Annotated in this window: 25 protein-coding genes; 13 read left to right on the top strand and 12 right to left on the bottom strand. The window is 61.3% G+C overall.

Going from position 1 to position 26,009, the window contains the following annotated elements:
* The first annotated feature begins 8 nt into the window (after positions 1 to 8).
* The 10 genes from rlmH to ACP7B3_RS25665 all read left to right on the top strand — a co-directional run bounded on the left by rlmH (position 9) and on the right by ACP7B3_RS25665 (position 10,046).
* Complete coding sequence (gene rlmH, locus ACP7B3_RS25710; RefSeq protein ID WP_003176297.1) at positions 9 to 476, top strand: 23S rRNA (pseudouridine(1915)-N(3))-methyltransferase RlmH; 468 nt, start codon at positions 9 to 11, stop codon at positions 474 to 476.
* A gap of 15 nt (positions 477 to 491) precedes the next feature.
* On the top strand, positions 492 to 2,390 hold the full coding sequence (gene mrdA / locus ACP7B3_RS25705; protein ID WP_242201786.1) for a penicillin-binding protein 2: 1,899 nt from the start codon (positions 492 to 494) through the stop codon (positions 2,388 to 2,390).
* Positions 2,391 to 2,421: 31 nt separating this feature from the next.
* Positions 2,422 to 3,525, top strand: a complete 1,104-nt coding sequence (rodA, locus tag ACP7B3_RS25700) for a rod shape-determining protein RodA (RefSeq protein WP_057703348.1) — start codon at positions 2,422 to 2,424, stop codon at positions 3,523 to 3,525.
* Between the two features lie 17 nt (positions 3,526 to 3,542).
* Positions 3,543 to 4,553, top strand: a complete 1,011-nt coding sequence (gene mltB / locus ACP7B3_RS25695; RefSeq protein ID WP_426181797.1) for a lytic murein transglycosylase B — start codon at positions 3,543 to 3,545, stop codon at positions 4,551 to 4,553.
* Complete coding sequence (locus ACP7B3_RS25690) at positions 4,553 to 5,563, top strand: septal ring lytic transglycosylase RlpA family protein (protein ID WP_426181794.1); 1,011 nt, start codon at positions 4,553 to 4,555, stop codon at positions 5,561 to 5,563. The genes mltB and ACP7B3_RS25690 overlap by 1 nt, the downstream gene beginning before the upstream one ends.
* A gap of 178 nt (positions 5,564 to 5,741) precedes the next feature.
* Positions 5,742 to 6,899: a D-alanyl-D-alanine carboxypeptidase family protein gene (locus ACP7B3_RS25685; protein ID WP_106579372.1), complete on the top strand. Its 1,158-nt coding sequence runs from the start codon at positions 5,742 to 5,744 to the stop codon at positions 6,897 to 6,899.
* A gap of 85 nt (positions 6,900 to 6,984) precedes the next feature.
* A complete protein-coding gene (locus ACP7B3_RS25680) occupies positions 6,985 to 7,266 on the top strand; it encodes a DUF493 domain-containing protein (RefSeq protein WP_017136054.1) in 282 nt (93 codons plus the stop codon).
* Positions 7,266 to 7,913 carry a lipoyl(octanoyl) transferase LipB gene (lipB, locus tag ACP7B3_RS25675; RefSeq protein WP_426181789.1) on the top strand — a complete coding sequence of 216 codons (648 nt, stop codon included), beginning with the start codon at positions 7,266 to 7,268 and terminating at the stop codon, positions 7,911 to 7,913. Before ACP7B3_RS25680 ends, lipB begins: the two co-directional genes overlap by 1 nt.
* A gap of 2 nt (positions 7,914 to 7,915) precedes the next feature.
* Complete coding sequence (gene lipA / locus ACP7B3_RS25670; protein ID WP_090401916.1) at positions 7,916 to 8,935, top strand: lipoyl synthase; 1,020 nt, start codon at positions 7,916 to 7,918, stop codon at positions 8,933 to 8,935.
* Between the two features lie 178 nt (positions 8,936 to 9,113).
* Positions 9,114 to 10,046 (top strand): S66 peptidase family protein, encoded by a 933-nt coding sequence (locus tag ACP7B3_RS25665; protein WP_426181785.1) that lies wholly within the window; start codon positions 9,114 to 9,116, stop codon positions 10,044 to 10,046.
* Positions 10,047 to 10,222: 176 nt separating this feature from the next.
* Here the strand turns inward: ACP7B3_RS25665 and ACP7B3_RS25660 are convergent, their stop codons facing one another.
* The 5 genes from ACP7B3_RS25660 to leuS all read right to left on the bottom strand — a co-directional run bounded on the left by ACP7B3_RS25660 (position 10,223) and on the right by leuS (position 16,371).
* Positions 10,223 to 11,548 carry a lytic murein transglycosylase gene (locus ACP7B3_RS25660; RefSeq protein ID WP_145162466.1) on the bottom strand — a complete coding sequence of 442 codons (1,326 nt, stop codon included), beginning with the start codon at positions 11,546 to 11,548 and terminating at the stop codon, positions 10,223 to 10,225.
* A 61-nt stretch (positions 11,549 to 11,609) separates the two neighbouring features.
* The gene (gene arfA / locus ACP7B3_RS25655) at positions 11,610 to 11,774 is read right to left on the bottom strand and encodes an alternative ribosome rescue factor ArfA (protein ID WP_003176285.1); all 165 of its coding nucleotides are present in this window, start codon (positions 11,772 to 11,774) and stop codon (positions 11,610 to 11,612) included.
* Positions 11,775 to 11,993: 219 nt separating this feature from the next.
* Positions 11,994 to 13,031, bottom strand: a complete 1,038-nt coding sequence (holA, locus tag ACP7B3_RS25650) for a DNA polymerase III subunit delta (protein ID WP_426181781.1) — start codon at positions 13,029 to 13,031, stop codon at positions 11,994 to 11,996.
* 39 nt (positions 13,032 to 13,070) lie between these two features.
* On the bottom strand, positions 13,071 to 13,676 hold the full coding sequence (gene lptE, locus ACP7B3_RS25645; protein ID WP_145162460.1) for an LPS assembly lipoprotein LptE: 606 nt from the start codon (positions 13,674 to 13,676) through the stop codon (positions 13,071 to 13,073).
* A gap of 88 nt (positions 13,677 to 13,764) precedes the next feature.
* The gene (leuS, locus tag ACP7B3_RS25640) at positions 13,765 to 16,371 is read right to left on the bottom strand and encodes a leucine--tRNA ligase (RefSeq protein ID WP_426181778.1); all 2,607 of its coding nucleotides are present in this window, start codon (positions 16,369 to 16,371) and stop codon (positions 13,765 to 13,767) included.
* Positions 16,372 to 16,633: 262 nt separating this feature from the next.
* Here leuS and ACP7B3_RS25635 point away from each other — a divergent pair, with 262 nt between their 5' ends.
* Positions 16,634 to 16,945, top strand: coding sequence for a hypothetical protein (locus ACP7B3_RS25635; protein ID WP_426181775.1), 312 nt, complete (start codon positions 16,634 to 16,636; stop codon positions 16,943 to 16,945).
* Between the two features lie 97 nt (positions 16,946 to 17,042).
* The gene (locus ACP7B3_RS25630; protein WP_426181772.1) at positions 17,043 to 17,804 is read left to right on the top strand and encodes a YdcF family protein; all 762 of its coding nucleotides are present in this window, start codon (positions 17,043 to 17,045) and stop codon (positions 17,802 to 17,804) included.
* Between the two features lie 138 nt (positions 17,805 to 17,942).
* On the opposite strand, the gene lnt is transcribed toward ACP7B3_RS25630, so the two are convergent.
* The 5 genes from lnt to miaB form a co-directional block, all read right to left on the bottom strand.
* Positions 17,943 to 19,466: an apolipoprotein N-acyltransferase gene (gene lnt, locus ACP7B3_RS25625; protein WP_145162444.1), complete on the bottom strand. Its 1,524-nt coding sequence runs from the start codon at positions 19,464 to 19,466 to the stop codon at positions 17,943 to 17,945.
* An 8-nt stretch (positions 19,467 to 19,474) separates the two neighbouring features.
* Positions 19,475 to 20,314 (bottom strand): HlyC/CorC family transporter, encoded by an 840-nt coding sequence (locus tag ACP7B3_RS25620; protein WP_015373027.1) that lies wholly within the window; start codon positions 20,312 to 20,314, stop codon positions 19,475 to 19,477.
* A gap of 27 nt (positions 20,315 to 20,341) precedes the next feature.
* Entirely contained in the window at positions 20,342 to 20,815 is a 474-nt protein-coding gene (gene ybeY / locus ACP7B3_RS25615; protein ID WP_426181769.1) for an rRNA maturation RNase YbeY, read from the bottom strand.
* On the bottom strand, positions 20,808 to 21,809 hold the full coding sequence (locus ACP7B3_RS25610) for a PhoH family protein (protein WP_145162438.1): 1,002 nt from the start codon (positions 21,807 to 21,809) through the stop codon (positions 20,808 to 20,810). Before ACP7B3_RS25610 ends, ybeY begins: the two co-directional genes overlap by 8 nt.
* Before the next feature lie 217 nt (positions 21,810 to 22,026).
* Positions 22,027 to 23,355 (bottom strand): tRNA (N6-isopentenyl adenosine(37)-C2)-methylthiotransferase MiaB, encoded by a 1,329-nt coding sequence (miaB, locus tag ACP7B3_RS25605; RefSeq protein ID WP_145162435.1) that lies wholly within the window; start codon positions 23,353 to 23,355, stop codon positions 22,027 to 22,029.
* 131 nt (positions 23,356 to 23,486) lie between these two features.
* On the opposite strand from miaB, the gene ACP7B3_RS25600 reads away from it, so the two are divergent.
* On the top strand, positions 23,487 to 23,813 hold the full coding sequence (locus tag ACP7B3_RS25600; RefSeq protein WP_003194436.1) for a DUF1820 family protein: 327 nt from the start codon (positions 23,487 to 23,489) through the stop codon (positions 23,811 to 23,813).
* Positions 23,814 to 23,941: 128 nt separating this feature from the next.
* Here the strand turns inward: ACP7B3_RS25600 and ACP7B3_RS25595 are convergent, their stop codons facing one another.
* Both ACP7B3_RS25595 and hemL read right to left on the bottom strand, forming a co-directional pair.
* Positions 23,942 to 24,496 (bottom strand): tetratricopeptide repeat protein, encoded by a 555-nt coding sequence (locus ACP7B3_RS25595; RefSeq protein WP_145162432.1) that lies wholly within the window; start codon positions 24,494 to 24,496, stop codon positions 23,942 to 23,944.
* A 225-nt stretch (positions 24,497 to 24,721) separates the two neighbouring features.
* Positions 24,722 to 26,005, bottom strand: coding sequence for a glutamate-1-semialdehyde 2,1-aminomutase (gene hemL, locus ACP7B3_RS25590; protein ID WP_106579359.1), 1,284 nt, complete (start codon positions 26,003 to 26,005; stop codon positions 24,722 to 24,724).
* Positions 26,006 to 26,009 lie beyond the last annotated feature (4 nt).

The following is a 26,009-nucleotide window of genomic DNA, read 5'->3' as shown; positions in this document are numbered from 1 at the left end:
GAACGGCTGTGCGCCTGCGTCTGATCGCTGTCGGTTCACGCATGCCCAAGTGGGTGGAAGAAGGTTGGCACGAATATGCCAAGCGTCTGCCCGCTGAGCTGTCGCTGGAACTGGTGGAAATACCGCTCAACACCCGGGGCAAGAATGCCGACGTGGCGCGCTTTATCCGTCAGGAAGGCGAAGCCATGCTGGCCAAGGTCGGCCCCAACGAGCGCATCGTCACCCTCGAGGTGCACGGCAAACCCTGGAGCACCGAGCAATTGGCGGTGGAGCTGGATCGCTGGCGCCTGGATTCGCGTACGGTCAACTTCATGGTCGGCGGCCCCGAAGGGCTGGCGCCGGAAGTCTGTGCGCGGGCGGACCAGCGCTGGTCGCTGTCAGCGCTGACGCTGCCGCACCCGTTGGTAAGGATTCTGATCGGTGAACAGCTGTATCGCGCCTGGACAGTTCTGTCCGGGCACCCTTACCACAAATAATCTGCGCCCCTGCCGATGACCCAGCCGATCCGCATCAAGGACCACGAGAAAGACGCACGTCTGGTACGCGCGCGGGTCGTGTTCGGCGCCTTTCTGGTGGTGGGGCTGATCGGTGTGCTGATTGCGCGCCTGTATTTCTTGCAGGTGATCCAGTACGACTATCACTCCACGCTGTCGGAAAATAACCGGGTGCATGTGCAGCCGATTCCGCCGACCCGTGGGCTGATTTTCGACCGCAATGGCGTGGTGGTGGCCGATAACCGGCCCAGCTTCAGCCTGAGCATGACCCGTGAGCGTTCCGGTGACTGGCAGCAAATCCTCGACGTGATCGTCGAGGTGCTGCAACTGACGCCGGAAGACCGGGTGATCTTCGAAAAACGCATGAAGCAGGGGCGCCGGCCATTCGAGCCGGTGCCGATCCTGTTCGAGCTGACCGAAGAGCAGATTGCGCGAATCGCTGTGAACCAGTTCCGTCTGCCCGGTGTGGAAGTGGTGGCGCAGTTGGTGCGTCATTACCCGCAAGGCCCGCACTTTGCCCACTCTGTCGGTTACATGGGGCGCATCAACGAGAAAGAGCTTAAAAGCCTCGATCCGGTGAATTACAGCGGCACCCACCATATTGGCAAAACCGGTATCGAGCGTTTCTACGAGCCCGAGTTGCATGGCCAGGTGGGTTACGAGGAGGTCGAGACCAACGCCCGCGGCCGCGTGCTGCGCGTGCTCAAGCGCACCGACCCGGTGCCGGGCAAAGACATCGTGTTGAGCCTGGACATCAAGTTGCAGGAAGCGGCCGAAATGGCCCTGGGTGGCCGGCGTGGCGCGGTAGTGGCACTGGACCCGAGAACCGGCGAAGTGCTGGCGATGGTCAGTCAGCCAAGCTTCGACCCCAACCTGTTCGTCACCGGCATCAGCTTCAAGGCCTACGCCGAACTGCGTGATTCCATCGACCGGCCGCTGTTCAACCGCGTGCTGCGCGGGCTGTATCCGCCGGGCTCGACCATCAAGCCGGCGGTGGCAATTGCCGGCCTGGATTCGGGCGTGGTCACCGCGTCAAGCCGTGTGTTCGACCCGGGCTACTACATGCTGCCCAACTACGATCACAAATACCGTAACTGGAACCGCACCGGTGACGGCTATGTCGACCTGGACACCGCGATCATGCGCTCCAACGACACCTATTTTTACGACCTGGCCCACAAGCTGGGCATCGACCGGCTGTCTGCCTACATGGGCAAGTTTGGCCTGGGTCAGAAAGTCTCCCTGGACATGTTCGAAGAATCCCCCGGCCTGATGCCGTCGCGGGAGTGGAAACGCGCAACCCGTCGCCAGGCCTGGTTCCCGGGCGAAACCCTGATTCTTGGTATCGGCCAGGGTTACATGCAGGCAACGCCTTTGCAGCTGGCGCAGGCCACGGCGCTGGTTGCCAACAAAGGCATCTGGAACCGTCCGCACCTGGCCAAGACCATCGAAGGCGAAAAGCCTGTGGATGAAAACCCGATTCCCGACATCGTGCTGCGTGACCCGTCCGACTGGACCAAGGTCAACCACGGCATGCAGCAAGTGATGCACGGCGCCCGTGGCACCGCGCGCAAAGCGGCGGCCGGCGCGCAATACCGCATCGCCGGCAAGAGTGGTACTGCGCAGGTGGTGGCGATCAAGCAGGGCGAGAAATACGACCGCTCCAAGGTTCAGGAACGCCACCGCGACCACGCCTTGTTCGTCGGTTTTGCCCCGGCAGACGACCCGAAAATCGTCGTGGCGGTGATGGTCGAAAACGGCGAGTCCGGCTCCGGCGTGGCTGCGCCCGTGGTGCGCCAGATCATGGACGCCTGGCTGTTGGCCGACGACGGCCGGCTCAAGCCCGAATATGGCGGCCCCCCTTCAAGCACCGAGGTTACGGCCCGTGAAGAGTAATTTTGACCGCATCCTCTCCAGCGAGGATGTGATGCGTCGCCGCGCGACGTTATTGCAGCGCATGCACATTGATGGCCCGTTGCTGATCCTGCTGCTGACCCTGGCGGCCGGCAGTCTGTTCGTGCTGTATTCGGCCAGCGGCAAGAACTGGGACCTGCTGATCAAGCAGGCGTCGTCGTTCGGCCTGGGCCTGTTGTCGATGGTGGTGATCGCCCAGCTCGAACCGCGTTTCATGGCGCGCTGGGTGCCGCTTGGTTATGTCGCTGGCGTATTGCTGCTGGTGGTGGTGGACGTGATGGGCCACAACGCCATGGGCGCGACGCGCTGGATCAACATTCCAGGGGTGATTCGCTTCCAGCCGTCGGAATTCATGAAGATTTTGATGCCGGCAACCATCGCCTGGTATTTGTCCAAGCGCACCTTGCCACCGCAGCTCAAGCATGTGGGCATCAGCCTGATCTTGATTGGCGTGCCGTTCATCCTGATCGTGCGCCAGCCTGACCTCGGCACCTCGTTGCTTATTCTCGCGGGCGGTGCGTTCGTGCTGTTTATGGGCGGCTTGCGCTGGCGCTGGATCCTCAGCGTGCTCGCGGCCGCCATCCCCGTGGCCGTGGCCATGTGGTTCTTCTTTATGCACGACTACCAGAAGCAGCGGATCCTGACGTTCCTCGACCCGGAGAGTGACCCGCTGGGCACTGGCTGGAACATCATCCAGTCCAAGGCCGCGATCGGTTCCGGCGGAGTATTTGGTAAGGGCTGGTTACTGGGCACTCAGTCGCACCTGGACTTTTTGCCCGAAAGCCACACCGACTTCATCATTGCCGTGATGGGCGAAGAGTTCGGCCTGGTAGGCATTTGCGCGCTGTTGCTGATTTATTTGCTGTTGATTGGTCGCGGTTTGGTGATCACTGCACAGGCGCAGACGCTGTTCGGCAAACTGCTCGCCGGCAGCCTGACCATGACTTTTTTTGTTTACGTTTTCGTCAACATCGGTATGGTCAGTGGCCTGCTGCCGGTGGTTGGGGTGCCGTTGCCGTTCATTAGCTACGGCGGAACTTCGCTGGTGACATTGCTGTCAGCGTTTGGGGTTTTGATGTCGATTCACACGCATCGCAAGTGGATCGCACAGGTTTGAATAAGGTGAAGATGTCAATGCAAGTAATGCGCGGCTGGGCGACTCGGCATGCGTCCTGGATGAGCCTGATTGGGCTGCTGGGCGCGACGCAAGAGGCGCAGGCCGGTGACTACGATGGCTCACCCCAGGTCGCCGAATTTGTCGGTGAAATGACCCGCGACTACGGTTTCGCCGGTGAACAGCTGATGGGCGTGTTCCGCGAAGCCCAGCGCAAGCAGGCGATCCTTGATGCGATCTCGCGTCCCGCCGAGCGCGTGAAACAGTGGAAAGAATACCGCCCGATGTTCCTCACCGACGCCCGTGTGGCGCGGGGTGTGGACTTCTGGCGCCAGCATGAAGCCGTGCTGGCCCGCGCCGAGCAGGAATACGGCGTGCCGGCCCAGGTTATCGTCGCGATCATCGGCATTGAAACCTTTTACGGGCGCAATACCGGCAGTTACCGGGTGATCGACGCCTTGTCGACCCTGGGCTTCGATTACCCGCCGCGCGCCGAGTTCTTCCGCAAGGAGCTGCGCGAATTCCTGCTGCTGGCCCGCGAAGAACAAGTCGACCCGCTGACCCTCAAGGGCTCCTACGCCGGTGCGATGGGCTTGCCGCAGTTCATGCCGAGCAGCTTCCGTGCTTACGCGGTGGATTTCGACGGCGACGGCCACATCAATATCTGGAGCAATCCGGATGACGCCATTGGCAGCGTGGCCAGCTACTTCAAGCGCCATGGTTGGGTGTCCGGCGAGCCGGTGGTGATCCGTGCCGATGTCACCGGGGAGCGCGCCGACGAAGGTTTGACCCAGGGAATCGAGCCGGTCAAGACCGTCGGGGAGTTGCGAGCCCTGGGCTGGTCGAGTCAGAATGCGCCACGCGACGATATGCCGGTGACGGCGTTCCGCCTGGAAGGCGAAAACGGCCCGGAATACTGGATGGGCCTGAAGAATTTTTACGCAATCACGCGTTATAACCGCAGTGTGATGTACGCCATGGCCGTGCATCAGCTGTCAGACATGCTGGTCCAAGCACGGGGCAACAAGTAATGCGGGCATCGCCGTTCAATAAACCGCTCAAGCTGGTGGCGTTTGCCGCGTTGTCCTTGCTGGTTGTCAGTTGCTCTTCCACCACCACCAAAAGCCGCGCGCCGGCCCAGAAGGGCGGTGGCGGTATCGTCCGCGCCCAGCCGGGCCTGGACATCAACCGCGCGCACAAAGACGGCGCGCCGTGGTGGGATGTCGACGTGTCGAAAATCCCGGATGCCACGCCGACCCTGCACACCGGGCCTTATAAGGCCAACCCGTATACCGTGTTGGGCAAGAATTACTTCCCGCTGCAGGATTCCAAGACCTACGTCCAATCGGGCACGGCGTCCTGGTACGGCACCAAGTTCCATGGCCAGAACACCGCCAACGGCGAAGTGTATGACTTGTACGGCATGAGCGCGGCCCACAAGACCCTGCCGCTGCCCAGCTACGTACGTGTGACCAACCTGGACAACAACCGCACGGTGATCCTGCGGGTCAACGACCGTGGGCCGTTCTATTCGGACCGGATCATCGACTTGTCCTACGCCGCCGCGAAGAAACTCGGTTACGCCGAAATCGGCACCGCGCGCGTCAAAGTCGAAGGCATCGACCCGGCGCAGTACTGGGCCCAGCGTGGCAAACCGGCGCCGTTGATGCTCAACGAGCCGCAAACGCCACAGCCGCAAGTGACCGCGTCAACCGGCAAGATCGAACAGTGGACACCGCCACCGGCGCAGCACGCACCGGACACGGTGGTCGTGCCGCACGCAGCACCGGGCGCTTCCACGGTGGGCGGTCAGTACCTGCAGGTCGGCGCTTTCGCCAACCCGGATGCGGCAGAACTGTTAAGGTCCAAGCTGAGCAGCATGGTCAATGCGCCGGTTTTCATCAGCTCCATCGTGCGTAACCAGCAGACCCTGCACCGTGTGCGCATGGGGCCAATTGGTTCGCCAAGTGAAGTGGCGCAAGTACAGAACAGCGTGCGCCTGGCCAACCTGGGGCAACCCAGCGTGGTCACCGCCGAATAAGAAAGATTGATGGCTCAGGCGCGTGCGCGGGTCTGGGCCCTGGTTGTTGGCTCGTTGAACAATAAAAACCCAGGGGCAAGGGGTGAGCGGGCAACCGAACACGTGACAGTCTGGCAGCGGGCTGTCTGAATAGTTTTGCCCGCGAGGGCAAGTTTCCATAAGCAATTTCGAGAGACGGATGAACATCACCACCTTAGCCAAACGCACGTGCCTGCTTCTTTCGCTGATCATCACCCCGGCCGCCTGGGCGGTTGAAATGGTGCCGGCTTCCCCGCAACTGGCCGCCAAGGCCTGGGTCCTCATGGATGCCGCCAGCGGCAACGTGCTGGTCGAGAACAACGGTGACCAGCGCCTGCCACCCGCGAGCCTGACCAAGCTGATGACGGCGTACATCGCGACCCTGGAAATCCGTCGCGGCCAGATCGGCGAAAACGACCCGGTTACCGTCAGCGAAAACGCCTGGCGTACCGGCGGTTCGCGGATGTTCATCAAGGTGGGTTCGCAGGTGACTGTCAGCGACCTGCTGCACGGCATCATCATCCAGTCCGGTAACGACGCCAGCGTGGCCTTGTCCGAGCACATCGCCGGCAGCGAAGACGCCTTTGCCGACATGATGAACAAGACGGCCGGCGACCTGGGCATGACCAACAGCCACTTCATGAACCCGACCGGTCTGCCGAACCCGGAGCACTACTCGTCGGCTCACGACATGGCGCTGCTGGCACGCGCGATCATCCGCGTCGACCCGGTGCACTACGCGATCTACTCCCAGAAGGAGTTCTTCTGGAACAACATCAAGCAGCCTAACCGCAACCTGCTGCTGTGGCGCGACAAGACTGTCGATGGCCTGAAAACCGGCCACACCGACGAAGCCGGCTACTGCATGGTGTCGTCTGCTGTACGTGACGGCCAGCGCCTGATCGCCGTGGTCTTCGGTACTAACAGCGAGCAGGCCCGTGCGGCCGAGACGCAAAAGCTGCTGACCTACGGTTTCCGCTTCTTCGAAACCCAGACCTTCTACCAGAAGGGTGCTGAGCTGGCTCAAGCCCCGGTATGGAAAGGCGCTACCCACCAAGTCAAAGCCGGCCTGGCTGATGACCTGACGTTGACCATGCCTAAAGGCCAGCTGAAAAAGCTCGCTGCCAGCATGACCATGAACCCGCAATTGGTTGCGCCAATCGCCAAGGGTGACGTTATCGGTAAAGTCGAAGTGAAGCTGGACGACAAGGTGGTGCACAGCGCCGACCTGATCGCGCTGGACGCCGTCGACGAAGGTGGTATCTTCCGCCGCGTGTGGGATAGCATCCGTCTATTCTTCTACAGCTTGTTCAACTGATAAGTGTGCACCTGCAAAGCCCCGCGTCGACCTGACGCGGGGCTTTGCCCGTCGCCACGGCTTACGCTTACGAGGCCGTTACGCCATGACCGATAAAGAAGTAGAAGTAAAGGCGCCAAAGATCGAATTCCCTAACGTGGACTATCCCGTCAAGGTGATCAGCGATACGGGTGTGGGCAACAAAGACAAGATTCTGGAGATCGTGCGTAAACACGCGACGATCAACGACAACCGTGTGGACGAGCGTTTGAGCTCCAACGGCAAGTACACCACGATCCAGTTGCACATCGTTGCGACCGGTCAAGACCAGCTCTACGACATCAACAGCGAACTGCGGGCCACCGGCTTCGTGCACATGGTGCTGTGATGTCTCAGGTCCTGGGCTTTCGCGAGCTCGGCCAGATGGTCTACGAGCCGGTCTGGCATGCCATGCAGCGCTTCACCAACGAGCGCGGCAGCTCGGCCCCGGATGAAATCTGGCTGGTGGAACACCCGCCGGTATTCACCCAGGGCCAGGCTGGCAAGGCTGAGCATCTGCTGCTGCCGGGGGATATTCCGGTGGTGCAGGTCGACCGAGGTGGTCAAGTGACTTACCATGGGCCGGGTCAGCTTGTTGCTTATCTCTTGCTGGACGTGCGCAAGCTGGGTTTTGGCGTACGTGACCTGGTGAGCCGCATGGAAGCTTGCCTGATCGAGCTGTTGGCCAGTTACGGCGTGAGCGCCGCGGCCAAGCCCGATGCACCCGGTGTGTATGTGGACGGCGCGAAAATCGCCTCCCTCGGTTTACGGATCCGCCACGGTTGTTCCTTTCATGGCCTGGCCCTGAACGTGGACATGGACCTGGCGCCATTCGGGCGCATCAACCCGTGCGGTTATGCAGGGTTGGCGATGACCCAACTGAGCGATCACGCCACACCGATTAAATTTGCCGAGGTAAGTGCCCGGCTGCGTGCGCAGCTCGTCAAACACCTCGACTATGCTGAGCAGACGACCCTTACGGGCGGAATCGACTGATTATGACTACTGATGCAGTGCAAACCATGATCCCGACGCTGGACATCACCGAGCGTCCGGCCCCGCGTGCCAAGGTGGAAGCCGGCGTCAAGCTGCGCGGCGCCGAGAAGGTTGCACGCATCCCGGTCAAGATCATCCCGACCACCGAACTGCCGAAAAAACCTGACTGGATCCGCGTGCGCATCCCGGTTTCGCCGGAAGTCGACCGTATCAAGGCCCTGCTGCGCAAACACAAGCTGCACAGTGTGTGCGAAGAGGCGTCCTGCCCGAACCTGGGCGAATGCTTCTCCGGCGGCACCGCCACCTTCATGATCATGGGTGACATCTGCACCCGTCGTTGCCCGTTCTGCGACGTTGGCCACGGCCGGCCGAAGCCTCTGGACGTCAACGAGCCGGAAAGCCTGGCCATCGCCATCGCCGACCTGAAACTCAAATACGTGGTAATCACCTCGGTAGACCGCGACGACCTGCGTGACGGCGGTGCCCAGCACTTTGCCGACTGCATTCGCGAGATCCGCAAGTTGTCGCCGAACGTGATGCTCGAAACCCTGGTGCCGGACTACCGCGGCCGTATGGACGTCGCGCTGGAAATCACCGCGGCCGAGCCACCGGATGTGTTCAACCACAACCTGGAAACCGTGCCACGCCTGTACAAGGCCGCGCGTCCAGGCTCGGACTACCAGTGGTCGCTGACCCTGCTGCAGAAATTCAAGCAGATGATGCCGCACATCCCGACCAAATCCGGCCTGATGCTGGGCCTGGGCGAGACCGATGAGGAAGTGATCGAAGTCATGAAGCGCATGCGCGAACACGACATCGACATGCTGACCCTCGGCCAGTACCTGCAGCCGTCGCGCAGCCACTTGCCGGTGCAGCGCTTCGTGCACCCGGACACCTTCGCCTGGTTCGCCGAGGAAGGTTACAAAATGGGCTTCAAGAACGTGGCGTCTGGCCCGTTGGTGCGTTCCTCGTACCACGCTGACGAGCAGGCCAAGCTGGTCAAGGCTAGCCTGGTTTCGTAATAACGATGTGCGCAACACCGCAGATCCAATGTGGGAGCGGGCTTATGTAGAAGTGGGCTTGCCCGCGTAGCATCGCCTCGGTTTGACTGAAAACCGAGGCGTTTGCGTCGCAGGCAAGCCCGCTCCCACAGGGTCCGGCTCCCACATTTCGTTCCGCGTCATACAGGGAGACCCATGGATGACAACTCAACTCGCGGCCGCGGTACCTGCACTTCGCCCCGAAGGCATCATCGGCCTGATCGCCCCCGCCGGCCCTGCCGCCCTCGACGTTGAAAAAGCCGGGCAATGGATGCGCGCCCGTGGCCATGAGCTGCGGATTTTCCCAGGTGTATACGAACGCGACGGTTACCTCGCAGGCAGCGATGACGTGCGCCTGCGTGACCTTCACGCGGCCTTCGCCGACCCCGACATCGATGCCATCTTCTGCCTGCGCGGCGGCTATGGCACGCCACGCTTGCTGGATCGTCTGGATTACGACCTGCTGCGCGCCAACCCCAAGCCTTTCGTGGGTTACAGCGACATCACCGCGTTGCACCTGGCGATCAGCCGCTACGCGGGCTTCGTGACTTTCCACGGGCCGATGTTCAATGCCGATTTGCTGGGCGACAAGCAACAGCCCACGGAGTCATCGCTGTTCAGCATGCTGCGCGGCCAGCTTGGCGCCGGCAGTGTAGTGGCGCACCCGGTGGCCTACCCATTGACCACCCTTGAGCCAGGTATCGCCTGTGGACGCTTGTTGGGTGGCAACCTGTCGATGATCGCGGCGGTGATGGGCACGGCTTATGAGATTGATGCCGAAGGCATCATTTTGCTGATCGAAGACGTCAACGAGCCGATCTACCGTATCGACCGCCTGCTGACTCACCTGCGCCTGGCGGGCAAGCTGGAGCAGATTGCCGGTGTGCTGGTGGGCGATGTGGCGGGTGTGGATAAAGCAGCGCTGGAGCGACTGCTGAAGCAGACCTTCGCACCGTTGTGCATTCCGGTGTTGTCCGGCTGGCGCAGTGGGCACTGCGACCCGAACCTGACGCTGCCGATGGGCGCATTGGTACGGCTGGATGCGGGGGCGCAGCGGGTGGTGTTGGAGCAGGATGTAGTGTTCAAGCCCTGACGTGGTGATAAAACCACCGCACGGGCCTTTTTTGTGGCGAGCGGGCTTGCCCCGCGTCGGGCTGCGCAGCAGCCCTAAAACCAGCCACTCAGGCGCAGCTGATACACCGTATTCTGCTTGATCAGGGCCGCTTCGCGGCCCAGCGCGGGGCAAGCCCGCTCGCCACCATTGCAGGTCTATCGGCTCTGCAACGATTCCAGCAACTTCACCGTCGGATACCCATCCGCCGGCCAGCCCAACGACTGCTGCGCTGCGCGGATCGCCTTGCGCGTGTTGGCGCCGATGATGCCGTCTGCATTGCCCGCGTCATACCCTTTGGCGCTCAGCACTGTCTGCAAATCGATGCGCTGGGAGCGGCTCAGTGGAAGCTCATCTTTGGGCCAATCGCCACGAATCACACCACCGCCACCAAACCGCTCTGACAGCAGGCCAACCGCCAGCGCGTAGGACGACGAGTTGTTGTACTTGAGGATGGCGCGGAAGTTGTCCAGTACCAGAAACGCCGGGCCACGGTAGCCTGCCGGCAGCAACAGGGCGGCGGACAGTTGGTCGACGTTGGGCGGCATGCTCGCGCCAGGTGGCAACTGGATACCGAGTTTCAGCCACTCGGCGACGGTCTTGCGCACGCCGCCGTCTGCCAGGGCGTAATCAAAGTTGGCCGGCAGCTGTTGCACCTCAAAGCCCCACGGCTGGCCTTTTTGCCAGCCAGAGCTTTGCAGGTAGTGCGCTGTGGAGGCGAGGGCGTCGGCTGGGCTGTTCCAGATGTCACGGCGACCGTCACCGTCGAAGTCGACCGCGTGGGTGTTGTAGGTGGTCGGGATAAATTGCGTCTGGCCCATCGCGCCGGCCCAGGAGCCTTTCATCTGGTCGGCCTGGATGTCGCCATGCTGGATGATCTGCAGCGCCGCCAGCAGTTGCGCCTGGGCGAATGCCGGGCGACGGCCTTCGTAGGCCAGGGTGGCCAGGGAGCGGATCACCGAATTATTGCCCTGGAACTGGCCAAAATTGCTTTCCATGCCCCACACCGAAACCAGCGCCTGGCGGTCGACGCCATAGCGTTGTTCGATGCTTTGCAGGATGTCGGCGTACTTGATCAGCAACGCTTGGCCATTGCGTACGCGCACCGGCGAGAGTGCGCCGTCGAGGTATTCCCAAACCGGGCGGGAAAATTCCGGTTGGCTGCGGTCAGCGCGAATCACCGCCATGTCGGGGGTGACGCCGGCAAAGGCGTTGTCGAACACCGCGGGCGTGATCCCAGCTTTCAGGGCGTCCACGCGAAAGGCCGCCTGCCATTCGGCAAAGGTCTGGGTCGGTTGGATATCGAGGTTGTCCACGGCCAACGGCGCAACGACGGCGGGCGCGACGGCCGGCACAGTCTGCAGTTTTGGCAGGGGTTGCGCGTCTGCGGCGGTGGGTTTTTCCGCGCAGGCGACAAGCAGAATGAGGCTGGAGGCAGCGATCAATTGGCGAAGGTGCCAACGACGGGAAAGACTAGAGGGCATGCACAGGTCCAGGGATTACAAATCAGGTACAGACCTTATCATGCCGGAGGGGCGCTTGCCTTCAGGCAGCCAGAAAGTAGGAAGCCTCCCAGCTATTAGACTGGAAGGCTTCGCGGCGGTAGCTGCCTTTGCCCTTGCCGGCGCGTTCCTGACGGCTGCGGAACAGTGGCTGGGCGATGATGGATTTGGCCTTGTTGGGGCCATGCTTGGATGGCTTTTTGCTCATGTCGATACTCTCTGTCGGTGGGATGAAGCGGTGCAAATCATCTGCCGAAGTGACGCCGCTGTAAAGCCCGGCGCGGTGTAGGAAAGGTGCACGATCAAAATGTGGGAGCGGGCTTGCTCGCGAATGCGGTGGGCCAGTCGCCTGATCTATAAACTGACACACCGTCTTCGCGAGCAAGCCCGCTCCCACATTGGGATTGTGGTGTTTTTGAGAGCGGTGTTATTCAGCCGGCAACGACAGGCGCTGACCAGACATCAAAAGTGACAAACGGCTCAGGCTCATCCACGGCGAACCGGCCGCCTGGCCCTTGATCTGCGCGTCTATTCGTTGCGCTTCCAGCAGCAATTGCGCCCAGCGTTGCGCCGAGTGCCGTTGCAGGGCTTTGCTCATCAGGGGTTTGCGTTTGTCCCAGACCGGTGGCCGCGCCTGGCTGAAGCATTTGTCCAGCGGAGTGCCCTGGCTGTATTGCAGCGAAATATTGGCCAGCACCCGCAACTCACGGGCCAGCGCCCATAGAATCACCGGGGGTTCCACGCCTTCGCCGCGCAGCCCTTCGAGCATGCGCAGGGCGTGGGCGGGTTCACCGTTAAGAATCGCGTCCACCAGCCCGAACACGTCAAAGCGAGCGCTGTCGGCCACTGCGCCTTGCACGGTTTCGACGGTGATTTGCCCGTCTTCGGCCATCAACTTAAGCTTTTCGATCTCCTGGGCGGCAGCAAGCAAGTTGCCTTCGACCCGGGCGGCGATCAGCTCAACAGCGTCTTGCGTCGCTGACAACCCCGACTGGGACAGGCGCTGACGAATCCACTGCGGCAACTGGTTGCTGTCCACTGGCCAGATCTGGATGAACTGGGTCTGTGGCCCCTCTACCAGCGCCTTGCCCCATTTGGTTTTCTGCGCACTGCCGTCGAGCTTGGGCAAGCTGACCAGCAGCACCGTGTCTTCAGCGGGACGCGAGCAGTATTCCATCAACGCCGCCGCGCCCTTGTCCCCGGGTTTGCCCGAGGGCAGGCGCAATTCCAGCAGGCGTTTTTCGGCGAACAGCGACATGCTCGCACCGGCTTGCAGCAACGTGCCCCAGTCGAAACTGGCGTCGGCGCTGAAGACCTGGCGTTCATCGAAACCCTGCTGGCGCGCGGCGTTGCGAATAGCGTCTGCCGCTTCCTGGCACAACAGCGGGTCATCACCGCTGACGATATAGACAGGCGCGAGGCCACCTTGCAGGTGTTTGGCGAGTTGGGCGGGGGCGAGCTTCATAGGCGGGGCAAACGGGGCGCCAGGGGCGCCCCGTCTGGCTTACTCGACAGGGACTTCAACAGGCGATTGTTTCGGCGTGTTGTCTTCGTACTCTTTTGCGGCTTTCAGGGCGTCGGCGTCAGCCTTGGCCTTGTTGTCGGCGGTTTGCTGCAGAGCGGCCAGTTTTTCCGGCGTCAGCTGTTGCAGACGTACCATCAGGCGCTGGATCAGCTCACGACGCATTTCCTTGCGAACCTGAATGATCTCCGAGTCCGAACCCACCAGGTTGTTGCCGTCGTGGCTCACAACTTTCTGGACTTCGAGCTTGTCGGCCATCAATGACAGGTGGTCACGGCCTTGTACTTCATAGTTGACGGCCGTATTGAGCTCAACGTCCGACGCGCGGCCGGCGCTGGCGTAGCTCAGGCTACGCTGGGATTCCTGCTCGTCCACCAGGACCAGTTTGTAGGTTGCACCGGTGTAGACGTGCACACCGCTGTTTTCCAGGGTCTGGCGCAGCTGAACCACGGTGTCGCCATAGGCGTTGCGGGCGCTGACGTCCAGTTCCTTGATGCTCAGTTCATTGGTGCCGGTGCCGCGCAGCTGGAAGCCGCAAGCGCTCAGCAGCACAGCGAGGCCCATCACCAGCAAATTGCGTTTGATCATTTTGTTGCTCCCCTTGAAACCATGTGGGCCTTATCGAGGCCTTAAAGGTTTGGTTCGGCGCAGGGCCCAAGCCCTGCGCCCGATCCGATTAGCTGGCGACGATGTTGACCAGTTTGCCAGGCACTACGATCACTTTGCGGATCGTCAGGCCTTCGGTAAAGCGCAGCACGTTCTCGTTGACCCGTGCAGCCGCCTCGACGTCTTCACGGCTGGCGCTGGCTGGCATATCAATATGGCCACGCAGTTTGCCGTTGACCTGGATCACCAACTGCAACGTGTCCTGCACCAGTGCGCTGTCATCCTGTACCGGCCAGCCGGCGTCGATCACCGCGCCACTGTGGCCCAAGCGGCTCCACAGGTCATGGCTGATGTGCGGCGTGATCGGAGCCAGCAACAGAACGACCGTTTCCAGGCCTTCCTGGACCAGCGCGCGGTCTTGTTCGGTCGCCTGCGGTGCTTTTTCCAGCACGTTCATCAGCGTCATCACCTGAGCGATAGCGGTGTTGAATTTGTGGTTCTGGCCCACGTCCTGGCTGGCCTGGCGAATGGCCAGGTGAGTGCTGCGGCGAATGGCTTTCTGTTCATCGCTCAACGACGCCACGTCCAGCTTGCCCGGCAGGCCCTGGCTGACATGGGCATGCGCCAGGCGCCAGACGCGCTTGAGGAAACGGTGCGAGCCTTCGACGCCGGAGTCGGACCATTCGGCGCTCATGTCGGGCGGCGAGGCGAACATCATGAACAGGCGGCAGGTGTCGGCGCCGAACTGATCGATCATCGACTGTGGGTCGACGCCGTTGTTCTTGGACTTGGCCATCTTCTCGGTGCCGCCGATTTCCACCGGCAGGCCGTCGGATTTCAGCTTGGCGCTGATCACCTTGGCTTTGCTGTCACGCTCAAGCTCTACGTCCGCCGGGTTGAACCAGGTGTAGGCGCCATTGGCTTCGCGGCGATAGTAAGTCTCGGCGATCACCATGCCCTGGGTCAGCAGGTTCTTGAACGGCTCGTCGGAGCTGACCAAGCCTTCGTCGCGCATCAGCTTATGGAAGAAACGCGCGTACAGCAGGTGAAGAATGGCGTGTTCGATGCCGCCGATGTACTGATCCACCGGCAACCAGTGGTCGGCCGCGGATTTTTCCACCAGGCCGCCTTCATAGTGCGGCGAGGCGTAGCGAGCGTAGTACCACGAGGACTCGACGAAGGTGTCCATGGTGTCGGTTTCACGCTTGGCCGGTGCACCGCATTTCGGGCAGGCGCACTCGTAGAACTCGGGCATGCGCGCCAACGGCGAACCGGCGCCATCGGGCACTACGTCTTCGGGCAGTACCACCGGCAACTGGTCTTCCGGCACCGGCACGTCACCGCAGGTTTGGCAGTGGATGATCGGAATCGGGCAGCCCCAATAGCGCTGGCGGCTGATGCCCCAGTCGCGCAGGCGGAACTGGGTGCGCGAGGCACCGAGGTTTTTCTTGATCAGTGCCACTTCAATGGCGTCGAAGGCACCCTGGAAATCCAGGCCGTCGAACTCGCCGGAGTTGATCAGTTCGCCGTGCTCGCCGTAGGCGTCTTGCCACGGGGCCGGGTTGGTATCACCCGAGCTGGTACGCACGACCGATTTGATCGGCAGGTCGTACTGGGTGGCGAATTCGAAATCGCGCTCGTCGTGAGCCGGCACGGCCATTACTGCGCCATCGCCGTAGTGCATCAGCACGTAGTTGGCGACCCACACCGGCAGTTTTTCACCGGTCAGCGGGTGCTCGACGAACAGGCCGGTTGGCAGGCCTTTTTTCTCCTGGGTGGCGACGTCGGCTTCGGCCACGCTGCCGCCTTTGCATTCGGCGATGAAAGCCTGCAGCTCTGGGTTGTTCTGTGCAGCCTGGGTGGCCAGCGGGTGTTCAGCGGCCACGGCGACGTAGGTCGCGCCCATCAGGGTGTCTGGGCGGGTGGTGAAGACTTTCAGTGCGCCGGCAACGCCAATGGAATCGACGTTGTACGGGAACTGCACTTCCATGCCCTTGGACTTGCCGATCCAGTTGCGCTGCATGGTCTTGACCTGTTCAGGCCAGCCCGGCAAGTCGTCGAGGCTCGACAAGAGTTCATCCGCGTAGGCGGTGATCTTGAAGTAGTACATCGGGATTTCGCGCTTTTCGATCAGCGCGCCGGAGCGCCAGCCGCGACCGTCGATGACCTGCTCGTTGGCCAGTACGGTCTGGTCGACCGGGTCCCAGTTCACGGTGCCGCTTTTCTTGTAGATCACACCTTTTTCGAACAGGCGGGTGAACAGCCATTGTTCCCAACGGTAGTAATCGGGCTTGCAGGTGGTCACCTCGCGCGACCAGTCCACCGCCAGGCCCAGGCTGCGCAGCTGGGTCTTCATGTAGGCGATGTTTTCGTAGGTCCACTTGGCGGGCGCCACGTTGTTTTTCATCGCGGCGTTTTCCGCCGGCATGCCGAAGGCGTCCCAACCCATGGGTTGCAGAACGTTCTTGCCGAGCATGCGCTGGTAGCGCGAAATCACGTCGCCGATGGTGTAGTTACGCACGTGCCCCATGTGTAGCTTGCCGCTGGGGTAAGGGAACATCGATAGGCAGTAGTAAGTCTCCTTGCCTGGCTGTTCACTGACTTCAAAGGACTTTTGCTCGTCCCAGAAGGTTTGGGCGGCATTTTCTATTTCACGGGGCTGATATTGTTCGTGCATGGCTACTTTTGAACTGAATAGGGGTGGCCTAATCCTCTTCGGTGCAATGTTCAGGTTGATCGACACCAAAAAGCGGCGCGTCCGTGCCCAAACCCTGCGGGAAGTGGAGTTACAGGAAGCGCCGTAGCATACATGACCCCACTCTATCGAGGGAAACCCTGATTGCGCAGGCAGGGCCGTCTGTCGCGGCGCCGGGCAGGCGCAGCCACGGGGACTACGCTGTTTATTGGGGAGTGAGTCTTATCTTCAATGAGGTGAGGGGATGGTTGAATCGCAGCGAACTTTAACGAAACCGCAGTTGTACCAAGGACTGATCGACCGTTTGGGGCGGGCATTGGATGCCGCCAGAACCGCAGGCCGATTGCGTGATGAACGGCCTCTGGAATTGGAGTTGCGAGGCTTGAGCCAGGCTGAGCTTGAATTGATCAAGGTTTACCTGGAATTGAATCACCAGCGTGCCTCTCAAGGGCCGGCTTCCCCGCCAGCCCAGGCGCCATCACGTTCGGCCAAGGTAATCTGGTTGAAGGATGTGACGGCCGGTCGCGGCCCCGAAAAGCTTCGGGCCGTTCGGTGAAACATCGCGTTATCCAGTGACCTTCTCGAAATGTGTGGGTAAAGATTGTCGCTAAATCCCGTTGCATCTAGGCTTCGGGCATCTTTGGAGATGCCCGATGCCTTTTCGTTATTTCATTAAACAATTGCTCTTGCCGCCCGGCATTTTTTTGCTGCTGCTGGTGTTTTCCTGGTGGTTTCGTAAAAGCCGTCCGCGCCTGGCCGGGTTTTGCTTTGTGGTGGGGTTGGGCGGGATGTGGCTGACCAGCCTGCCGGTGATGGTGCAATGGGGCGCGCATGCGCTGGAAACCGAGCCACCGTTGGCGCGTGACGCGTGGGCAACGCTGGCGCAGCGCGCCGATGCCATTGTGGTGCTGGGCTCCGGGCGCGAACGCGGTGATCCGGCCTGGGGCAGTGATCAGCCCACCGGCATCGGCCTTGAGCGCCAGCGGTATGCCGCGCGACTGGCCAAGGCCTCCGGGTTGCCGGTATTGACCAGCGGCGGCTTGCACTACGGCACGCCGCCCAGTGAAGCGGAGTTGATGGCCGTGTCGATGCAGGATGACTTCGGCGTGACGGTGCGCTGGAAGGAAGAACGCAGCCGTACTACCTGGGAAAACGCGCAGATGAGTGCCGAGATACTGCTGCCCCAAGGCATCAAGCGCGTAGTGGTGGTGACTCAGGCCTGGCACATGCCGCGCGCGGTGTGGAGTTTTGAGAAGGCCGGCTTCACCGTGGTGCCGGCGCCGGTGGGATTTTTGGGCGTGGACAATGCCCGGCCGCTCGGCGGCTGGATGCCCGAGTTTGTGTCGGTGTGGCGCAGCGGGCAGTTGATCAATGAGGCGGTGGGGCAGGTGGGGTATCGGGTGTTTTATCGATAACACCGTAAATCAACGGTGCGGTGGGCCTATGTGGGAGCGGGCTTGCTCGCGAAAGCGGTGCGTCAGTCAGCCTGTTCATTAGCTGATGCACCCTATTCGCGAGCAAGCCCGCTCCCACATTGATTTTGGGTTTGTCTGTCAGACCGTCTTGGACATCCGCCCCGCCAGCAACGCCCAGCCAAACAGCCCCAGGCACACGATGATCAACGGCCATGAGCGCCATTGCAGGTACGGCGTGAGGTTGTGCATCGGCACCACCTCGCCGTACAGGATCCCGCGCTCAAACTGCGGGATCTGCGCGGTGATCTGCCCGAACGGGTTGATCAGGCCGGTAACGCCGTTGTTGGTCGCCCGAATCATCCAGCGACCAGCTTCCAATGCGCGCATCTGCGCCATTTGCAGGTGTTGCAGCGGGCCGATGGAGCGGCCAAACCAGGTGTCATTACTGATGGTCAGCAACAGATCGCTCTGGGCCGACAGGCCGGCGGCAAATTCCGGGTACACCACTTCATAGCAAATGAAAGGCGCAATCTGATAGCCCTTAGCCTGCAGCATCGCCTGGTCGGACGGGCCGCGAGCGAAGTCCGACATGGGCAGGTCGAAGAACGCAATCAGCCCGCGCAGCATGTCCTGCAGTGGCACGTATTCGCCAAACGGCACCAGCTTTTGCTTAAGGTAAGTGCCTTCGCCTTCGCCGACCACGGTGATGCCATTGAAGAAACGCTTCTGGTGGTGCACTTCCTGGCGGATCGGCACGCCGGTGATCAGCGCCGTGTGCCGGTCTGCAGCAAACTTGCCCATCATGCCCAGATAGCCTTCGACGGAATCCTTGAGCACCGGCACGGCGGTTTCCGGCCACACCAGCAGGTCGACACGCTTGGAGCTGAAGCTCATGTCGCGGTACAGCGCCAACTGCGCATTGAGCTGCTCCGGGTCCCACTTCATGCTTTGTTCGACGTTGCCCTGGATCGCTGCCACCGTCAGGGGCGCGCCCGAGGGCGTGGTCCAGGCGTGGTGCTTGAGCGCCAGGCCGATGGCCCAGGGCGCAACCAGCAGAACCAGGCCTGCGCCGATGAACCCGTTGCGCTTGCTCGCCAGCAGGCGTGGCAGGTTGCACAGCACCGCAGCGGTCAGTGCCAGCGCGAAGGAAATCAGCCACATCCCGCCCAGCGGCGCAAGGCCGGTAAGTGGGCCGTCGAGTTGACTGTAGCCAGAGTAGAGCCAGGGGAAACCGGTGAGGAACCAGCCGCGAAACGCCTCCTGGCCGACCCACAACGCAGCAAACGTCAGCGCGTCGGCCAACGGTGCTTCATTACGGCGCAGCCAGCGCGCCCACAGCCAGGCGGGCAGGGCGAAAAACCAGGCGATGGCGGCGGTAAACAGCAGCATCAAAAAGCCAGCCAGCAGCACCGAAGCGCCGCCGAAATGGTGAATGCTGTAGTAGATCCAGCTGGTGCCGGCGCCAAACAGGCCGAAGCCGAAACACCAACCACGGCCCAGGGCCTGACGTGGCGTCAGCTCGCGCAGGCCGATATAGAACAACCCGACTGCCACCAGTGCAAATGGCCACAGATCGAACGGCGCCAGCGCCAGGGTGGTGATGGCGCCGGCCACCACGGCCAGCAAGTTACCGGGCCAGCCGGGGCGGGTCAGACGGCGCATATCAATCCTTAGCGGGCAATAGGTGTCAGGCGAATCAAATGGATGCGGCGGCTGTCGGCATTCAGGATGCGGAAGCGATAGGCGCCGATCTCGGTGGTCTCGTTACGCTTGGGCAGATGCCCGAACGCGCTCATCACCAGGCCGCCGACGGTGTCGAACTCGTCGTCGGAGAATTCGCTGTCGAAGAACTCGTTGAAGTTCTCGATCGGCGTGAGCGCCTTGACCAGGAAATCACCGCTGGGCAGCGGCTTGATGTAGCTGTCTTCTTCGACGTCGTGCTCGTCTTCGATGTCGCCGACGATCTGTTCCAGCACGTCTTCGATGGTCACCAGACCCGCCACGCCGCCGTATTCGTCGATCACGATGGCCATGTGATTGTGGTTGGCGCGAAATTCACGCAACAGCACATTCAGGCGCTTGGATTCAGGCACGAAGGTGGCCGGACGCAGCAGGTCCTTGATGTTGAAGTTGTCGCCGTTCTCCTTGAGGATCAACGGCAGCAGGTCCTTGGCCAGCAGAACACCCATGACGTCGTCATGGCTTTCACCGATCACCGGGTAGCGCGAGTGCGCCGAGTCGATCACGGCCGGGAGGAATTCCCGAGGGGTCTGGGTCGCCTTGATGCTGATCATCTGCGAACGCGGGACCATGATGTCCCGGACTTGCAGGTCAGCCACCTGAATGGCGCCTTCGACGATGGCCAGCGCTTCGCTGTCCAGCAACTTGTTCTGATGGGCCTCGCGCAGCAGCTCAAGCAGCTCCTGGCGGTTTTTCGGCTCGTGGGCAAAAGCCTGGGTCAATTTACCCAGCCATGACTTCTGCCCGTTGCTCGATCGGTCTTCGCTCATAGCGATTACTCTAAATCCTTTGTTGTTTCAGTGAGGTGTAGTTTCGATTTCGTCGTCTGCATAAGGGTCGCGGTGACCCAATTCAGCAAGCAACGTTTGTTCCAGTGTTTCCATCTCCAGCGCTTCGTCATCGTCTATATGGTCGTAACCCAAGAGATGCAAGCAGCCGTGGATCACTAGATGGGCCCAATGGGCCTCAAGTTCCTTGCCTTGATCCTTTGCTTCGCGTTCCACCACCTCGACACAGATCACCAGGTCGCCCAGCAGCGGGATGTCCAGTAACTCATCCGGCACGTCGGCTGGGAAGGACAGCACGTTGGTCGCGTAATCCTTTTGGCGCCACGTGTGATTCAGTTCGCGGCCTTCGGGCTCGTCCACCAGGCGGATGGTCAGCTCCGAGTCGGCGGTGCGCTGGCGCAGGGCCAGCGTGCACCATTGACGGAACTGTTCTTCGCTGGGGGCGGGCGCCTCGGTGGCCAGCTGCAGGTCAAGCTCAAGCATCGCGGCGAACGTCCTTGGCGGGTGCGTCGTCCTTGTGGTCGAAGCGCTCGTAGGCTTCGACGATGCGCTGCACCAGCGGGTGACGCACCACGTCTTTGGGCATGAAATGCGTAAAGCTGATGCCCGGCACGTCCTTGAGCACTTCGATAACTTGGGCCAGGCCCGACTTGGTGCCCTTGGGCAGGTCGACCTGGGTCACGTCACCGGTGATCACGGCGGTTGAGCCGAAACCGATACGGGTCAGGAACATCTTCATCTGTTCGACGGTGGTGTTCTGGCTTTCGTCGAGGATGATGAAGCTGTTGTTCAGCGTACGGCCACGCATGTAGGCCAGCGGGGCGATCTCGATCACCTGGCGCTCGATCAGTTTGGCCACGTATTCAAAGCCGAGCATCTCGTAAAGCGCGTCATAGAGCGGGCGCAGGTACGGGTCGATCTTCTGGGCCAGGTCGCCGGGCAGGAAGCCAAGCTTTTCGCCGGCCTCGACCGCCGGGCGCACCAACAGAATGCGGCGTACTTGCTCGCGCTCCAGGGCGTCCACCGCACAGGCCACGGCCAGGTAGGTCTTGCCGGTACCGGCGGGGCCGATGCCGAAATTGATGTCGTTACCGAGGATTTCTTTGACGTAGCGCTGCTGATTCAAGCCGCGCGGGCGAATCATGCCTTTTTTGGTGCGCAGGGCCACGCTGGCTTCGGCCACCGGGTTGTTGGCCAAATCTTCCACGGCAGATTCCTGCAGGTACAGGTGCACGGTCTCCGGCGACAGCTCACTACCCTTGGTTTCGCGGTAGAGGCGGCGGAGCAGGTTTTCTGCAGACGTGGTGTGCTGGGGTTCACCAATAAGCTCGAACTGATTGCCGCGGTTGCGGATCTCGATGCTCAGGCGTTGCTCGATCAGGCGCAGGTGCTCGTCGAACTGTCCGCACAGGTTGGCGAAACGGCGAGCCTCAAAAGGCTCGAGGAGAAAACGATGGGGTTCTATGGGTGCGTTCAAGGTCGCTTTTAGCCGCCCTTTGGCTGTTGAGGTGAAAGAGAGGATAACGCCAGCCGTCGACGTGCGAAAGCACTTATCTAGCCCAAGTGCAGCACGGATCCCATGTGGGAGCTGGCTTGCCTGCGATAGCGGTGTATCAGCGCCAGTTGTATCGGCTGACTCACCGCTATCGCAGGCAGGCCAGCCCCACATTTTGATCTACATCAGGTCAGAGCGATCAGTTAACCAACGACCCGCGCAACGAGTGCGGTTGCGCCGCATCAATGTGCACATCCGCAAACTGGCCGATCAGGGTTGGGTTGTCGCAGCGGAAGTTGACGATGCGGTTGTTCTCGGTACGCCCTTGCAGCTCGCCCGGGTCTTTTTTCGAATAGTCGGTGACCAGGATGCGCTGGATCGAGCCGACCATTTGTCGGCTGATCTCGAAACCTTGCTGGTTCAGACGGTGCTGCAGCGCGTTCAAGCGCTCTTTTTTCAGCGCTTCCGGGGTTTCATCCGCCAGGTCGGCAGCCGGGGTGCCCGGTCGCTGGCTGTAGACGAACGAGTAGGAGAAGTCGAAACCGACGTCTTCGATCAGCTTCATGGTCTGCTCGAAATCTTTCTCGGTCTCCCCAGGGAAGCCGACGATAAAGTCCGAGCTGATGCAGATACCCGGCACCGCCGCGCGCAGTTTGCGCAGCTTGGATTTGTATTCCAGGGCCGTGTGGTTGCGCTTCATCGCCGACAGAATGCGGTCCGAGCCCGATTGCACCGGCAAGTGCAGGTGTTTGACCAACTCCGGCACTTCGGCATGGGCCTGGATCAGGCTGTCGGAGAACTCCAGCGGGTGCGAGGTGGTGTAGCGAATGCGCTCGATGCCATCGACGGCGGCCACTACGCGGATCAACTCTGCCAGGTCGGCCAGGCGACCATCGTGGGTCTGACCGCGATAGCCGTTGACGTTTTGGCCCAGCAGGGTGACTTCGCGCACACCGTTTTCGGCCAGGTGGATAATTTCTGCCAGCACGTCATCAAACGGCCGGCTGACTTCTTCACCACGGGTGTAGGGCACCACGCAGAAGGTGCAGTACTTGCTGCAGCCTTCCATCACCGACACATAGGCGCTCGGGCCGTCGATGCGCGGCTCGGGCAAGTGGTCGAATTTTTCGATTTCCGGGAACGACACGTCCACCTGCGGCAGCTTGGTGATGCGCGCGGCGTCGATCATTTCCGGCAGGCGGTGCAGGGTTTGCGGGCCGAAGACCACGTCGACATAGGGCGCGCGGTCGCGGATCGCGGCGCCTTCCTGGCTGGCCACGCAGCCGCCAACGGCAATCACCATGTCCGGGTTGGCCAGTTTCAGCTCACGCCAGCGGCCCAGCTGGGAATACACACGGTCCTGGGCGCGCTCACGAATCGAGCAGGTATTGAGCAGGATAACGTCAGCATCTTCGGCGCGGGCGGTGACTTCCAGGGCCTGATGTTCGCCCAGCAGATCGACCATGCGCGAGCTGTCGTACTCGTTCATCTGGCAACCGTGGGTTTCGATGTAAAGCTTCTTGGCCATGGGAATCGTCAACTGGTGGTAAAGAACCGCGCATTATAGGGGGCATGTCCATTGGTTCCTAGCGTTGTGCATCGGGTGCCATGCTATAGTTCGCGCCCTCTTTTATATCCCCGATGTGTTATTCGCCCACCATGACCAAACGTGAAGCTCCAATCTATAAGGTGATTTTCCTTAACCAGGGCCAGGTGTTCGAAATGTACGCCAAGCAGATCTATCAAAGTGATCTGTGGGGCTTCCTGGAAGTGGAAGAGTTCGTCTTTGGCGAGCGCACCCAGTTGGTCGTCGATCCGGGCGAGGAAAAGCTGAAAGCGCAGTTTGAAGGCGTGGTACGCAGCTTTGTACCGATGCATTCGATTGTGCGCATCGACGAAGTCGAGCGCCTGGGCACGCCAAAGATCAGCGAAGCGCGTGGCACCAGCAATGTGATGCCGTTTCCGATGCCAATGCCTGAGAAGTAGCGCGTTAGACCGAGGTGTGCCCATCGCAGGCAAGCCAGCTCCCACATTCGATTGCATTCCAATCTTGGAGCGCGTTCAAGTGTGGGAGCTGGCTTGTCTGCGATAGCGGTAGAAGGGTTTAGCTGAAATCAGGGAAGGGGCGAGAAGGGCGAACGCCCATCCGCACTCTGCAATTCCTGCAAGTAATTGCGGAAGATCTGGCCCAGCACCTGGGTCGCCACTTCCAACTCATCACGCTGCATGTGCTCGGCGACTTCGTCGGCGGTGTCCAGCGCGTCTTCAGCGCCGTTGACCGCGGCCATTTTCAGCACGATATAGGCCTGGACGTTATTGGCCGGCACGCCTTCGCCATGGAAAAACATTTTTCCCAGTTCGAATTGCGATTGGGCATGGCCCTGCAGCGACGCTTTCTCGAAATAGCTCAAGGCTTTGTTGAGGTCGCGGGCGGGGTTTTTGTCGTCGTGGTAGTACTCGCCCAACTCGTATTGCGCCTGCGCATCCCCGCCGTCGGCCTGTTTCTGGCACGCGCTCAGGGCTTCGGCCTGGCTGTCTGGCTGGGTATTGAGGGTGCAACGACCCATCGCTGGGATTAACAACGAGTTGCCGCCTGCTTGTGCATGTGCCAGCAGCGGCTGAAGGAGCAACAGGCAGCCCAGAACCAGGGTGCGGCCGGTGCGTTTCATGGGAATCGACTTACCTCTGACGGGGCGCGCGGACCCTCGCGGGTCCAATAAGCGCGCATTATGAAATAAGCAGGCCTCTGCTTACAAAGTCTTTACTCGTTTTTCTGCTGCGTGGGCAAGTTATCTGCCGGATTGCAGGTGATTTCTCGAAAAATGCAGGAAAGCGCTGTAAGCAAAGTAGCAAATTCTGACGTCACCCAAGGCAACGTCAGCTTGATAGGCCCCTTATTTCAGGGCAGCGAAGGCGCGCTCGGCAGCATCCAGGGTCAATTTCAACTCTGCATCGCCATGGGCGATCGAGGTGAAGCCCGCTTCGAAGGCGCTCGGTGCCAGGTAAACGCCGCCTTCCAGCATCAAGTGGAAGAAGCGCTTGAACAGGTCGGCATCGCTGCCCATCACGTCATCGAAGGTGACGATATCGTCGGCACCGCTGAAGTACAGGCCGAACATGCCACCGGCTTGCGTGGTGACGAACGGGATGCCGGCCGCATCGGCGCGCTGTTGCAGGCCATCGAGCAGGCGCGTGGTGTAGTCGGTCAGCTCGGCGTGAAAGCCCGGGCGGCTGATCAGGCGCAAGGTGGTCAGGCCGGCCGCCATCGCCAATGGGTTACCCGACAAGGTGCCCGCCTGGTACACCGGGCCCAGTGGCGCGATGTGCTGCATGATGTCGCGCTTGCCGCCGAAGCAACCCACCGGCATGCCGCCGCCGATGATCTTGCCGAAGGTGCTCAGGTCGGGCGTGACGCCGTAGTAAGCCTGGGCGCCGCCGAGGGCGACACGGAAACCGGTCATGACTTCGTCGAAAATCAGCACTACGCCGTGCTTGTCGCACTGCTCGCGCAGGCCTTCAAGGAAACCAGGCGCCGGCGGCACGCAGTTCATGTTGCCGGCGACCGGCTCGACGATGATGCACGCCACCTCTTGGCCCACTTCGCTGAGCATCTGCTCGACGGCGGCGATGTCGTTGAATGGCAGGGTCAGGGTGTGCTTGGCGAAGGCCGCCGGTACACCGGCCGAGCTCGGCACGCCCTGGGTCAGCGCGCCGGAACCGGCTTTTACCAGCAGGCTGTCGGAGTGGCCGTGGTAGCAGCCTTCGAACTTGATGATGCTGTCGCGGCCGGTAAAACCACGGGCCAGGCGAATGGCACTCATGGTGGCCTCGGTGCCTGAGCTGACCATGCGCACCATCTCCATCGACGGCACGATCGAGCACACCAAGTCTGCCATCTCGGTTTCCATGGCGGTCGGAGCGCCGTAGGACAGGCCGTGTTGCAACTGCTGGCGCACCGCATCGAGCACGTCCGGGTGGCTGTGGCCGAGGATCATCGGCCCCCAGGAACCCACGTAGTCAACGTAGCGCTTGTCATCTTCGTCGGTGACGTAGGCGCCTTCGGCATGCTTGAAGAACAACGGCGTACCGCCCACGCTCTTGAACGCACGCACGGGGGAGTTCACACCGCCGGGAATGTGTTTCTGAGCATTGGCAAACAGGGTTTCGGAACGGGACATGGTC

The organism is Pseudomonas sp. TWRC1-2 (genome assembly GCF_049896685.1).
Classification (GTDB): Bacteria; Pseudomonadota; Gammaproteobacteria; order Pseudomonadales; family Pseudomonadaceae; genus Aquipseudomonas.
The sequence above is the reverse complement of the archived record's forward strand: the minus strand, read 5'-3'. Positions and strand labels throughout refer to the sequence as shown.

Bases quoted from the DNA above. Each gene is read 5' to 3' on its own strand.
- mrdA (WP_242201786.1), top strand. From the start codon at position 492: ATGACCCAGCCGATCCGCATCAAGGACCACGAGAAAGACGCACGTCTG.
- rodA (WP_057703348.1), top strand. From the start codon at position 2,422: ATGCGTCGCCGCGCGACGTTATTGCAGCGCATGCACATTGATGGCCCG.
- mltB (WP_426181797.1), top strand. From the start codon at position 3,543: ATGCAAGTAATGCGCGGCTGGGCGACTCGGCATGCGTCCTGGATGAGC.
- ACP7B3_RS25690 (WP_426181794.1), top strand. From the start codon at position 4,553: ATGCGGGCATCGCCGTTCAATAAACCGCTCAAGCTGGTGGCGTTTGCC.
- ACP7B3_RS25685 (WP_106579372.1), top strand. From the start codon at position 5,742: ATGAACATCACCACCTTAGCCAAACGCACGTGCCTGCTTCTTTCGCTG.
- ACP7B3_RS25680 (WP_017136054.1), top strand. From the start codon at position 6,985: ATGACCGATAAAGAAGTAGAAGTAAAGGCGCCAAAGATCGAATTCCCT.
- lipB (WP_426181789.1), top strand. From the start codon at position 7,266: ATGTCTCAGGTCCTGGGCTTTCGCGAGCTCGGCCAGATGGTCTACGAG.
- lipA (WP_090401916.1), top strand. From the start codon at position 7,916: ATGACTACTGATGCAGTGCAAACCATGATCCCGACGCTGGACATCACC.
- ACP7B3_RS25665 (WP_426181785.1), top strand. From the start codon at position 9,114: ATGACAACTCAACTCGCGGCCGCGGTACCTGCACTTCGCCCCGAAGGC.
- ACP7B3_RS25660 (WP_145162466.1), bottom strand. From the start codon at position 11,548: ATGCCCTCTAGTCTTTCCCGTCGTTGGCACCTTCGCCAATTGATCGCT.
- arfA (WP_003176285.1), bottom strand. From the start codon at position 11,774: ATGAGCAAAAAGCCATCCAAGCATGGCCCCAACAAGGCCAAATCCATC.
- holA (WP_426181781.1), bottom strand. From the start codon at position 13,031: ATGAAGCTCGCCCCCGCCCAACTCGCCAAACACCTGCAAGGTGGCCTC.
- lptE (WP_145162460.1), bottom strand. From the start codon at position 13,676: ATGATCAAACGCAATTTGCTGGTGATGGGCCTCGCTGTGCTGCTGAGC.
- leuS (WP_426181778.1), bottom strand. From the start codon at position 16,371: ATGCACGAACAATATCAGCCCCGTGAAATAGAAAATGCCGCCCAAACC.
- ACP7B3_RS25635 (WP_426181775.1), top strand. From the start codon at position 16,634: ATGGTTGAATCGCAGCGAACTTTAACGAAACCGCAGTTGTACCAAGGA.
- ACP7B3_RS25630 (WP_426181772.1), top strand. From the start codon at position 17,043: ATGCCTTTTCGTTATTTCATTAAACAATTGCTCTTGCCGCCCGGCATT.
- lnt (WP_145162444.1), bottom strand. From the start codon at position 19,466: ATGCGCCGTCTGACCCGCCCCGGCTGGCCCGGTAACTTGCTGGCCGTG.
- ACP7B3_RS25620 (WP_015373027.1), bottom strand. From the start codon at position 20,314: ATGAGCGAAGACCGATCGAGCAACGGGCAGAAGTCATGGCTGGGTAAA.
- ybeY (WP_426181769.1), bottom strand. From the start codon at position 20,815: ATGCTTGAGCTTGACCTGCAGCTGGCCACCGAGGCGCCCGCCCCCAGC.
- miaB (WP_145162435.1), bottom strand. From the start codon at position 23,355: ATGGCCAAGAAGCTTTACATCGAAACCCACGGTTGCCAGATGAACGAG.
- ACP7B3_RS25600 (WP_003194436.1), top strand. From the start codon at position 23,487: ATGACCAAACGTGAAGCTCCAATCTATAAGGTGATTTTCCTTAACCAG.
- ACP7B3_RS25595 (WP_145162432.1), bottom strand. From the start codon at position 24,496: ATGAAACGCACCGGCCGCACCCTGGTTCTGGGCTGCCTGTTGCTCCTT.
- hemL (WP_106579359.1), bottom strand. From the start codon at position 26,005: ATGTCCCGTTCCGAAACCCTGTTTGCCAATGCTCAGAAACACATTCCC.